Genomic DNA, 11,453 nt, shown 5'->3' on the forward strand with positions numbered 1-11,453 from the left:
TAGGTGAGGGAGACGATGCCCACCAGGGCGAGAATGCGCTGGATGAACCACGACCAAGAGGTCCATTCCGGCGGCGGTGACGTCCGGGGAGCAGCGATACTCTCGGCAGTGCGGATATCACCTTCCTCCGCAGCAGGAGAAACAGGATTGGCAGATGCGGCCGGAGCTTCGGGAGCTGCGGGCGGCGCTTGCGCATGGCTTGGAGGATCTGATCGTCCGGATCCGAAAAGGCGCATGGCTCTCTCCTGCTGCGCGATGACACCGCGCACCATCGGGCGCGCGGTGGTCTCTCCCATGCCGACTAAGACGCCCCGATCAGAACAGGCCGAGGTCGGAGCCGAAGAGGCCGAACTCGTTGTTGTCGAGCAGGAAGTCGTTGTTCGCGTCGTACACGTCGAACATGCCGCGGTAGTACTCGTTTCGGCCGAGGTAGCCGTCCCGGTTCGCGTCGTAGGACGTGAAATAGACTTCGTCCCGGTCTTCGATCTCGTTCAAGCCGAGAAAGCCGTCATCGTCATTGTCGAAGAAATCGAACAGCCCGTCGCCGCCGAAGAGACCGCCCCTGTCCAGTCCGGTGCCGAACTCCACCGGGTTGACGAAGGTATCCCGGTTGGCGTCGAACAGGCCGAACCCGAACTGTGCGTGCGCCACCGAGACCATGCCGAGCATGGCCACGCCGCCGAGCAGTCCAGTGATGATCCGTTTCATGTCCTTCTCCTTCGGGTGCGAGTGGCGTTCGTGCGCGGCATGGCCATATCGGTTTGAACCGCCATTGCCTGATCTCCTCGGAGAGAACCCTGCCAGGAAAATGAGCGGGGTTGTCGGAAGAGCGTGCGACGGCACGTGGTGGCCAGCGACGCTGCTGCCACTAGGCGCAAACGATGGACTGTCGCGCGGGTTCTGGCGGCAGCGTTCTGCCGGTACGCTGCAGAACCTAGATTTGGCAGGCTGTAGACGGGTTCGCGGGAGCCTCTTCGCTCGGGATGATGCTTGATGCGTCATACGCATTGTCGAGATCATCGTAGCGCTTGCCGATGGTCCAGCGCTCCTTCTCGTCCAGTCCCTCATCCTTGGCAATCACGTCCGCCCGCATCGGGGTGACGGCCACGGGAACGGCCAGAGCGGTCGCGGTGGCAACCTGGGAGAGGGACGCGCCCGCACCGACTTTGCGCCGGGCCAAAAGCCGCTGGGATCTCCTCCCAGCCATCGGTTCGCTGCCGCACCATGCTCGCCCGCAGGACTGGAACACCCTGCGGCGTGCCCGGATTGGCCCCTTTGAACCGGTTCTTGCCCAATCTCGGGCTGTCGGAGGAGGAAGAGATGCTCAGGACCACCACTGTTTTGGCGCTTGCCGCGGCCGCCGTGCTCATGGGTCCCGTGCTGGCGCAGACCTCAGCCGCAGCCAAACTTCAGGCCGAGAGGCAGCAGCCTTACGGCGAATATCTTGTCGATGCGGACGGCCGCGCCCTGTACATGTTCGAGAAGGACCCGAAGGGCGAAAGCACCTGCTATGATGCCTGCGCGGCCGTCTGGCCGCCGATGCTGACCAGCGGCAAGCCCCAGACGGAACAGGCGGTGAAGGACGCGCTCGTCGGCACAGTCGAACGCAAAGGCGGCCAGACGCAGGTGACCTACAACGGCATGCCGCTCTACTACTATGCCAAGGATCAGGGATCCGGCACCGCCACCGGGCAGGACGTGCATGATCAGTTCGGCGAGTGGTATCTCGTTTCGCCCGCAGGTCAGAAGATCGAGAAAGAAAAGAAGAGTTGACCAACGCACGGCACGTAATCGCGCAGCGTCCTGGGCCCCATCATCGCCGCTGGGCGGCCTGGGGTTCGGCCGCTGGGAAGCAAAAACTCCGCCGGAGTTCTGGCTCGGCATCCTGTGCGGCTTTCAGGGCGCTGCTCATGAGGATGGGGTCGGAGCTCTTCTGTCAGCCATCATGATGGCTCCAATGATCCTGGCGTCGTCTCCGGCCCGGACATGCTCCCTATGTTCGAGACGGCCGATTCAGCCCCTGTCTGCCGGGCCTGCTGCGGCCGCCCCAGTGACCCGCTACGGTAGGCAAGCCATTTCATGGCCGAACTGGTTCCAGAGCCAGTGGTTGTCTAAAGCCGGCAGAATCAAATAGCCGGAGCCCCAGGAATAGGGAGGTGGCAATCGGTCAGTTCTTTACCGCTCATTGGCTGATGAATCGCTGGGATCGGCTGCGCACCAGCTTCTGGTTCTTGCCGTCGACTTTGGCGGTTGTGGCCACCGGACTGTCTTTTCTTCTCATCCAGGTCGACACCTGGGTGGGCACCAAGCTGGTCCAGCAGCTCGGCTGGCTCTATACCTTCGGACCGGAAGGCGCCCGGGCCATTCTCTCCGCCATTGCAGGCTCCATGATCACGGTGGCGGGGCTGACCTTTTCAATCACCATGCTCACCCTCCAGCTCGCGTCGTCGCAGTTCGGTCCGCGGCTTCTGCGCAACTTCATGCGTGACCGCGGCAACCAGGTTGTTCTTGGTACCTTCATCTCGACGTTCATCTACTGCCTTCTGGTGCTGCGAACCGTCCGCGGCACCGACGAGTCCAGCTTCGTGCCTCATCTCTCCGTTGCGTTCGGGGTCATCCTGGCGATTGCGAGCATCGCCGTTCTGATATTCTTCATCCATCACACGGCGACCTCAATCCGGATTGAAACACTACTGGCGCAGCTCGCGTCGGACGCGCGCTGTGCCATCGACCGGCTTTTTCCTTCGGAGATGGGCGATGAGCCCCCGGCGCACGCGAGCGGCCGAATCGAGCAGATCAGCCTGCACGACTTCGGCGGCAATGCACAACCAATCAGCGCACCGTCGAGCGGGTACGTTCAGCACATCGACGGTGACCTGCTCATGCAGCTTGCCATTGAGCATGACCTGATCGTGCGCATCGAGGCGCCGCCGGGCAGCTTCGTAGCAGCGCATGATGCCGTGCTTACGACATTCTCCGACCACTGCATTTCCGACGAGACTCTCGGCAAGCTTCGGCAGGTGGCTGTTATTGGTGACGACCGGACGCCAACGCAAGACTTGGAATTCTCCATCCGACGTATTGTCGAGATTGCTCAGCGGGCATTGTCGCCAGGTATCAATGACCCGACTACGGCCCTCTATTGCATTGATCGCCTGGAGGAGGCGTTCGGGTACCTTGCCCAACGGAATCCTCCTTCACCGGCGCGGTATGACCAGACCGGCCGGCTGCGTGTTGTCGTGGAGGTCGTCAGGTTTGACGAGCTGGTCTGTTCCGCCTTCTCGGCGCTCGCCCGCTATGCAGGGTCCGATGCCGACGTCGTCAGCCGCATTCTTGCGGCACTCTTCCGGTTGCGGGCGAAGGCACCGCCAGACCAGCGGCAGGCCCTGTCTGATGTTCATGAGGCCACTTTCCGATTCAGCCAGGAGGCCTTGCCTTACGATGCGGACAAGGCAGCGGTCTACAAGGCGTACCAGCACGGTTCGCGAAGTGGCGAGTTCCTGGTCAATCGTAGAGAGACCGATTTTGGTTGCGGACCGACGCCTCGTTGATCACCACCAATCGACCATCATCGTGGAAGCCAGTACAGTAATAGAAGGCAAATGAAGCCGCTCCGGTATACCCACACGAGCGGGCCATTCTGTACTGGGAATTAGCCGGTAGTTGCCGCAATCCAGCTACAGGCCCCCAGATCTCTGCGGACCAACGGCAAACTGCACGAGTTCACATCGACAACAATTACAGGCGCTTAAGGTGGTCCATTGGCACGAATGCTCGGGATTCCGAATACAATGCCTCAGCCCATCACCAGAATCGGCTCTCGCACTGCTCCGGTCTATTTCTGAAGAGCAATCAGCGGCAGGCCGGTCTCAGGATCTTCCTTGCGATGCAGGTGGGCCGGCATCTCAGTTATGATCACCTCAAGCGTCGGGCGAACGTGCGCCTCCTTCAGGTGACCGCCCATCGCGGCTCCATCCCGACGGCCAAGCACGGTGTGCAGGTGAAGTTTCGGCTTTCCAGTGTCGTCCAGTGCGATGTCGCCGTTGAGTGAGAGAACCTCCACCTGCTCCCGGACAGGAATTTCCTGATAGGCTTTGGTGTCCCAGTCCCAGTAGGTCAGGACTGCATCCTTGAAGGCGCCAATGGCTGTGATCTGAGCGGCTGTAAACCCTTCAGTCTCCGCAAGCTGCTGAAGGCATGAGGTGACCTCGTCGCCGATATCGAGAACTGCGACGAAGGTCCGGAGGCCGTGAGCATCGTGGATGATCTGACTTTTCATGCCATTCCTCACATGATCTGGACGCTTCCGAAAGCGGGCTAATCCTCGTCCCGCGGAAGCCCGCGATCGCTCGTGGCATCATGATCGAGACACGGGAGATGCGGTTCCTTTGACGTAGCGGCTAAGCTCAACGGGATCAACGAGAGAGCTACGACCGGGTTCCGGTCGTCATGCGCCACGAAGCGTTTCTCTGTTCTCCACCGTACAGTACCCGGAACGGCAAGGATGCAGACGGGTTAGGGGTCCATAACGCTGCGGTCGCGTGACACCCTTGGCGTGCCCGCGACGTCGCGCTGAAAAGGGACAGATGCCATGGCCACAACCGCTGCTGACGTGCTCGTCGATACCCTCATCGATTGGGGTGTCGACACGATCTTCGGGATTCCGGGTGACGGCATCAACGGGATTATCGAGTCGCTCCGCCAGAAGAAGGACGAGATCCGCTTCATTCAGGTCAGGCATGAGGAAGCGGCAGCCTTCATGGCATGCGCCTACGCCAAATACACGGGCCGGCTCGGCGTCTGCCTTGCAACGTCCGGTCCTGGTGGGATTCATCTCCTGAACGGTCTCTACGACGCCAAGCTCGATGGGCAGCCGGTGCTCGCCATTACGGGTCTGCAGTTCCATGATCTGCTGCACACCTACACTCAGCAGGACGTCGAGCTCGATAAGCTCTTCATGGACGTGTGCGTCTACAACTCGCGCATCATGGGCCCCACTCACGTGGAAAACGTAACGGAGCTCGCCTGCCGCACGGCGCTCGCCTATCGGGGCGTCGCCCACATCACTATGTCGGTCGACATGCAGTCGCAGTCGGTCTCGTCCGGCAAACGCTCCAAGCGCAATCTGCCGAACCACGTATCCGACCTGATGGCCGAAAGCGCGCATGTTCCGGCCGAAGACCAGCTCGCACGGGCTGCCGCCATCCTCAACGAGGGCCGCAAGATCGTCGTTCTTGCCGGGCGAGGCGCCCTGCATGCCCGGGATGAGGTGATCGCGGTGGCCGAGCGCCTTGGAGCTCCGATTGCGAAACCTCTCCTCGGAAAAGGGGTTGTGCCGGATGAGCACCCGCTCACGACCGGCGGAACAGGCCTCCTCGGAACCCGCCCGTCTCAGGAGGCGCTTGAGGACTGCGACACGCTGCTCATCATCGGTTCGAGCTTTCCATACATCGAGTATTATCCCAAGCCCGGCCAGGCGCAGTGCGTTCAAATCGAGCTCGATCCGAAGCGGGTGTCCCTCCGCTATCCGGTCGATGCCGCGCTCGTCGGCGACTCGGCGCGGGTATTGCAGCTGCTGCTGCCTCGGCTTGATTACCATCAGGACCGGTCGTTCCTGGAAACAGCTCAGAGTGGCATGCAGGATTGGCGCGAGCTGATGAGCGAGCGCGGCACAAGGACCGATACGCCGATGAAGCCGCAAGTTGTGGCGCACGAACTTAACAAGCTCCTGTCAGATGATGCCATTCTGGCAACGGATTCCGGCACCATCACCAGCTGGATCGCACGCCACGTGGATATTCGCGGCAACATGATGTTCTCGTGCTCGGGTAATCTCGCCACCATGGCCTGTGGGTTGCCATACGCCAATGCGGCGGCAGTGGCCTATCCGGGACGCCAGGTGGTCGCTTTCGTGGGCGATGGCGGTCTCACGATGCTGTGCTGCGAGCTGGCGACTGCTGTGAAGTATAATCTCGACGTCAAGATCATCGTCATCAAGAACAACACGCTCGGGCAGATCAAGTGGGAGCAGATGGTTTTTCTCGGCAATCCGGAATATGCCTGCGAACTGCAGCCGGTCGACTTCAACACGATTGCCAGAGGGTTCGGCTTTCAGGCGTTCACCATTGAGGATCCGCAGCAATGCGGCGCGATCCTACAGCAGGCCCTCGCAACTCCCGGACCCGTGCTGATCGAAGCTGTGGTCGATCCCCACGAGCCGCCCATGCCACCGAAGGTGGATGCAAAGCAGGCAGCAAAGTTCGCCCAGTCTCTCGCGAGCGGAACACCGAATGCTTCCAAGATCGCGCTGACCGTCGCATCCAACACGGTGCGCGAGATCATCTAAGACGGAGGCGCATGATGCCTCGGGCAGAAGTGCCGATCAAGGAGGTAAAGGTCCGGGCTTACCGGATCCCGACCGATGCCCCCGAGGCCGATGGGACCTTCGCCTGGGAGCGGACGACGCTCGTTGTCGCCGAAGTGACGGCCGGAGGCGTGACCGGGCTGGGCTACACCTACTCGAGCATAGCGGTGGTGCCGCTGATCGCCTCGACGCTGGCGCCCATCGTCATGCATGAAGATGCATTCGCGATCCCGCGCATCTGGAATGCAATGGTCGCGCAAGTGCGGAACATCGGCTCGCGGGGAGTAGCCGCCAGTGCGATCGCAGCGATCGATGTTGCGTTGTGGGATCTCAAGGCCCGGCTCCTCGGGATTTCTCTCACGCAATTGTTTGGAATGGCCCGAGACTCCGTCCCTGTCTACGGCAGCGGCGGTTTCACCACTTACTCCGATGAGCGCCTGCGCGAGCAATTTGGCTCCTGGGTTCATGAGAACGGGTGCCGCTTCGTCAAGATGAAGATCGGCAGCAACCCGGGTGAGGACCGGAGGCGCATGGAGGCCGCGAGGGAAGCTATTGGCGCCGCCGCTCTGATGATCGACGCAAACGGAGCCTTTGACCGGAAGGACGGCTTGCTGTTCGCGGAGTTGGGGGCGGAACTCGGCGTCATCTGGTTTGAGGAGCCGGTGTCGAGCGACGATCTTGAGGGACTGCGCCTGCTACGGGATCGTGCTCCACCTCCGGTCGAGATCGCGGCCGGTGAATACGGCTACGACTCTTTCTACTTCAAACGTATGATGGATGCTGGTGCCGTCGATGTAGTCCAGGCCGATGCAACCCGCTGCTGCGGCTACACAGGCTTCCTGAAGGCGGCAGCTCTCGCCGACGCGCAGCCGATGGCGCTGTCGGCGCATACGGCTCCGGCACTCCATCTTCCGGTCTGCTGCGCTGCGCCACGCCTCCGGCATGTGGAATGGTTCCACGATCACGTTCGGATCGAGCAGATGCTCTTCGACGGCGCACCTGTCCTCCGGAATGGGACCATCCGACCGGATTTGTCGCAGCCGGGTCATGGTCTCACCTTCAGGCACGCGGACGCGGAGCAGTTTGCTGCATGAGTCCGAGCGCGGTATGGAAAGGAGGCCCTTTTGTCAGATCGTCTGAGAACAGACAACGGGCACTATCATTCCCGGCGTGAGGAGCGTGGATCGAACGGCCGGATCCGGGAAGCATGGACGCAAGCGCCCGATCGGGATGCCCTGGCGCAGGACTTAGTCCGTGCCGTTGATGGAGAAGTTCGCTTCACGGATGGTGACCGTGCGCTCTATGCCACAGACTCCTCAAATTACCGCCAAGTTCCCTTAGGTGTGGTGATCCCGGAATCGGCGGAGGATGTGGTCCGGACGGTCGAGGTTTGCCGTAAGCACCGTGCCCCGCTGGTGAGCCGCGGCGGCGGCACGAGCCTTGCCGGGCAGACCTGCAACACGGCAGTGGTGATCGACTTCTCCAAATACCTCGGTCGCATTCTGGAGATCGATCCCGGAAAGCGCCGCGCCCGGGTCGAGCCGGGCTGCGTTCTCGACCACTTGCGCGATGCCGCCGAGCGCCACCATCTGACCTTCGGCCCTGATCCCGCCACTCACAGCCACAACACCCTGGGCGGCATGATTGGCAACAATTCGTGCGGTGTGCATTCGGTCCAGGCCGGGCGAACCGCGGACAATGTGGCGGCTCTCGACATTCTGACGTACGACGGTCTGCGCTTGCAGGTCGGCCGGACAGGCGACGCTGAATTGCGGTCCATTCTCGCAGCCGGCGGGCGACGGGCCGAGATCTATCGCAAGCTGGATACATTCCGTCATAAGTACGCAGAGCTGATCCGCGAGCGTTTCCCGAGGATCCCACGTAGAGTTTCCGGATACGCCGATCTCGACAAGCTGCTCCCGGAGAACGGTTTCGACGTCGCAAAGGCGCTGGTCGGAACGGAGGGCACCTGCGTCACTATCCTGGAGGCCACGCTGAGGCTGATCCCGAGTCCTCCGGAGCGCATCCTGGTTATCGTCGGCTTTGCGGATATCTTCCAAGCTGCGGACGCGGTTCCGCTGATCCTGGAACACAAGCCCCTGGCAATCGAGGGCATCGACCATTTCCTCGTTGACTCGATGATGCGTAAACACTTGCATGAGAGCGACATGCGTCTACTGCCCGAAGGCTGCGATTGGCTCGTCATCGAGTTCGGCGGCGACACCGAGGAGGAGGCGGTCGGGAAGGGCAGGCAGCTTATCGAGATCTTCGACGCGAAGCCTCATGCGGAAGCCAAGCTGATACGACGTAATGAGGCCGAAGAGCGGATCTGGGCCGTGCGCCGGGCGGGACTGCCTGGCAGCGCCTATGTTCCGGACCGACCCGAGACCTGGGAGGGCTGGGAGGATACGGCCGTCGCGCCGGAGCGTCTCGGAGACTACCTGCGCGATCTGAAAGCTCTTTTCGACAGGTACGGCTATGTCTCTCCCATGTACGGCCACTTTGGCGACGGCCTTGTTCATTGCCGTGTCAGCTTCGATCTCAAATCGGAACAGGGCATTGAGACCTGGCGGCGGTTTCTGGAGGAGGCGGCGGATCTCGTGGTGCGCTATGGCGGCTCCCTCTCAGGGGAGCATGGGGATGGGCAATCCCGCGCCGCGCTTCTCGAAAAGATGTACGGCCCGGAACTGATCCAGGCCTTCCGCGAGTTCAAGATGATCTGGGATCCTCATGGCATGATGAATCCTGGAAAGATCGTCGATCCATATCCGATCACCTCCAATCTCCGGCTGGGTCCGAGCTACGACCCGCCCAGTCAGAAAACCCACTTCCATTTTGAGGAGGAGGGCGGCTTCCGCGGAGCGGTTGAGCGGTGCGTCGGCGTGGGCAAGTGCCGTCGCCACGATAGCAAAGACCAAGTCATGTGCCCGAGCTATCTCGTGACGCTCGAGGAAAAGCACTCGACCCGCGGGCGCGCCCGTATGCTCTTTGAAATGCTGCATGGTGGGGCCATCAACGACGGCTGGAGAAGCGACGAGGTCGAGGGGGCTCTCAAGCTCTGCCTCGCCTGCAAGGGATGCAAGAGCGATTGCCCCGTGAGCGTCGACATGGCGACTTACAAGGCCGAATTCCGCGCTCATTATTATAAGCGCCGTCTTCGTCCCCGTTCAGCCTATTCCATGGGTTTGATTTACTGGTGGGCGCGGTTCGGAGCGAAGGCTCCGCTCCTGGCCAATTTCACAACCCAGGTCCCGCTGGTCCGCAATGTCACCAAGGCTGTGGGCGGGATTGCCCAGCAACGCACCCTACCGCGATTGGCGCACCAGACCTTCACGGAGTGGTTCAGGCAGCGCGGTCGACAGGCCACGGGCGGAAGGCGGGTCCTGCTGTGGCCTGATACCTTCAGCAACTTCTTCCGTCCTGAGACCGCGATTGCGGCCACTCAGGCTCTCGAAGCCGCCGGATATGAGGTCACGATCCCCAGGCGCCCCCTCTGCTGTGGCAGGCCCCTTTACGACCAGGGTATGCTGACATCGGCGAAGCGCCTGTGGCGCCAGACCATGCGAGTTCTGGGCCCCGATATCGCTTCAGGAACGCCTGTCATCGGTCTCGAACCCGCCTGCGTGACAGCATTCAAAGACGAACTCCTCGGCCTCTTTCCGGAAGACCGGCAGGCGCAACAGTTGAGTTCACAAACCACCTTCTTCAGCGATTTCCTGAGCAAGAAGGCGGACGGGCTGAACATTCCCAGGACTGGACACAGGGCCTTGGTCCAGATCCACTGCAACCATCATGCCGTCATTCATAAGGAGGGCGAGCGCCGCCTGCTCGATGCGCTTGGGCTTGACTACGAGATCATGCCATCCGGGTGCTGCGGCATGGCGGGAGCCTTTGGATTTTCTGCGGAAACCCACGATGTCGGGCTTGCAGTCGGCGAGCGTGTGCTCCTGCCGATGGTTCGCGCGGCGGACGAGGATGTGCTCATCCTCGCAAACGGCTTCAGCTGTCGTGAGCAAATCGAGCAGGGCACAGGACGGAGGACGCTGCACATCGCTGAAGTGGTCAACAATTTGCTGGCTCGGTAACTTCATCAGGTGCTAGGCCGACGCCAAGCGATCCGTCTTTCCCGGAATGAAGAGTGTCCCCATAGGGAGTCGGGCATTGCTGAACTTCCAACAATATTCACTTGGATTGTGATTGCTGCCTTCGTTGTTGCTGCCGCCTTCGTTTGGAGCGCTGGAACGAGGCTCAGCGGCTACTTAGATGAAATATCGAGGTTGAGCGGGTTGGGCAGTGGCTTTGTGGGCCTGTTACTCTTAGGTGGCATCACCTCGCTGCCTGAGCTTGCCACGGTCACCACCGCTTCATTCGCGGGCAATGCTCCGCTGGCGATCAACAATGTACTTGGGAGCGCTGCCATCAATGTCGTTCTACTGGCTGTTGCTGACGCATTCCTTGGCCGCCGGGCTCTGACATCGGTCATCGGAGAGCCCACTCCACTCCTGCAAGGCGTACTGGACATTCTGCTCCTCGCTCTCGTTGTGATTGCGATTGTGACCGGAGACATCTCGGTTCTAGGTTTAGGCGCTCGGTCGGGCTGAAGCAACAACGCTCCAGATTGCAAGCGAGCTCACTCGTCCAGGCCTCTTGTCAGCCTGTCGCGCCAAAGCGGACATTCTGAAAGAGGTGCGGACTTTCGAGCCTGATCCTGAGCGGGCATCTACGCTTTCAGTGATGACTTTACCTGTTCGCCTGTCAGCAGATCGACAGGAGTTGCGTCTGTCACCAAGCCACAAGCAGGATTTACGTAAGAACAATCGAGCCAAGAACTCGCATCAAGTGGTGCGACGCGAGCGCAAGTGGCAGCGTTTCAAATCGCCCGGGAAGAGCCGACATGGCAAGTCGGTGGTAGATTGCGATCGCTGGCGCTCGAAGGAGTTCGTCAGTTGGGCTTCTGTCACCAACTACATTGACTGTGACAGAGTTAGGTTTTCAAAGGCGAGTTCGGCAGGCGTGTTGCCGTAAGGTAACATTGGTTAATAAAATCTCATCTTGCAGTAATTGAACTCGACATCTAGGGCAATATTCT

At 60.9% G+C, this 11,453-nt stretch carries 9 protein-coding genes and 1 pseudogene; 6 read left to right on the forward strand and 4 right to left on the reverse strand.

Annotated features, from left to right (window positions below):
* The 3 genes and pseudogenes from JAO75_RS24680 to JAO75_RS16865 form a co-directional block, all read right to left on the reverse strand.
* A pseudogene (locus tag JAO75_RS24680) lies at positions 1-236 on the reverse strand (hypothetical protein); the annotation flags it as partial.
* A 79-nt stretch (positions 237-315) separates the two neighbouring features.
* Positions 316-708, reverse strand: a complete 393-nt coding sequence (locus tag JAO75_RS16860; RefSeq protein ID WP_199050303.1) for a hypothetical protein — start codon at positions 706-708, stop codon at positions 316-318.
* Positions 709-934: 226 nt separating this feature from the next.
* The gene (locus JAO75_RS16865) at positions 935-1,180 is read right to left on the reverse strand and encodes a hypothetical protein (protein ID WP_199050304.1); all 246 of its coding nucleotides are present in this window, start codon (positions 1,178-1,180) and stop codon (positions 935-937) included.
* A 140-nt stretch (positions 1,181-1,320) separates the two neighbouring features.
* On the opposite strand from JAO75_RS16865, the gene JAO75_RS16870 reads away from it, so the two are divergent.
* Both JAO75_RS16870 and JAO75_RS16875 read left to right on the forward strand, forming a co-directional pair.
* Positions 1,321-1,773: a COG4315 family predicted lipoprotein gene (locus JAO75_RS16870; RefSeq protein WP_199050305.1), complete on the forward strand. Its 453-nt coding sequence runs from the start codon at positions 1,321-1,323 to the stop codon at positions 1,771-1,773.
* A gap of 383 nt (positions 1,774-2,156) precedes the next feature.
* Positions 2,157-3,551 (forward strand): DUF2254 domain-containing protein, encoded by a 1,395-nt coding sequence (locus tag JAO75_RS16875; protein ID WP_343234641.1) that lies wholly within the window; start codon positions 2,157-2,159, stop codon positions 3,549-3,551.
* A gap of 284 nt (positions 3,552-3,835) precedes the next feature.
* Here JAO75_RS16875 and JAO75_RS16880 read toward each other — a convergent pair whose 3' ends face one another.
* On the reverse strand, positions 3,836-4,279 hold the full coding sequence (locus JAO75_RS16880) for a PPC domain-containing DNA-binding protein (protein ID WP_199050306.1): 444 nt from the start codon (positions 4,277-4,279) through the stop codon (positions 3,836-3,838).
* A gap of 312 nt (positions 4,280-4,591) precedes the next feature.
* On the opposite strand from JAO75_RS16880, the gene JAO75_RS16885 reads away from it, so the two are divergent.
* The 4 genes from JAO75_RS16885 (at position 4,592) to JAO75_RS16900 (ending at position 10,965) form a co-directional block, all read left to right on the forward strand.
* A complete protein-coding gene (locus JAO75_RS16885) occupies positions 4,592-6,346 on the forward strand; it encodes a thiamine pyrophosphate-dependent enzyme (protein ID WP_199050307.1) in 1,755 nt (584 codons plus the stop codon).
* A gap of 29 nt (positions 6,347-6,375) precedes the next feature.
* Positions 6,376-7,458: an enolase C-terminal domain-like protein gene (locus tag JAO75_RS16890; protein WP_343234642.1), complete on the forward strand. Its 1,083-nt coding sequence runs from the start codon at positions 6,376-6,378 to the stop codon at positions 7,456-7,458.
* 30 nt (positions 7,459-7,488) lie between these two features.
* Complete coding sequence (locus JAO75_RS16895; RefSeq protein ID WP_199050309.1) at positions 7,489-10,449, forward strand: FAD-binding and (Fe-S)-binding domain-containing protein; 2,961 nt, start codon at positions 7,489-7,491, stop codon at positions 10,447-10,449.
* A gap of 108 nt (positions 10,450-10,557) precedes the next feature.
* On the forward strand, positions 10,558-10,965 hold the full coding sequence (locus tag JAO75_RS16900; protein WP_199050310.1) for a hypothetical protein: 408 nt from the start codon (positions 10,558-10,560) through the stop codon (positions 10,963-10,965).
* Positions 10,966-11,453: the final 488 nt, after the last annotated feature.

It is taken from the genome of Microvirga splendida (assembly GCF_016427565.1).
Taxonomy (GTDB): domain Bacteria; phylum Pseudomonadota; class Alphaproteobacteria; order Rhizobiales; family Beijerinckiaceae; genus Microvirga; species Microvirga splendida.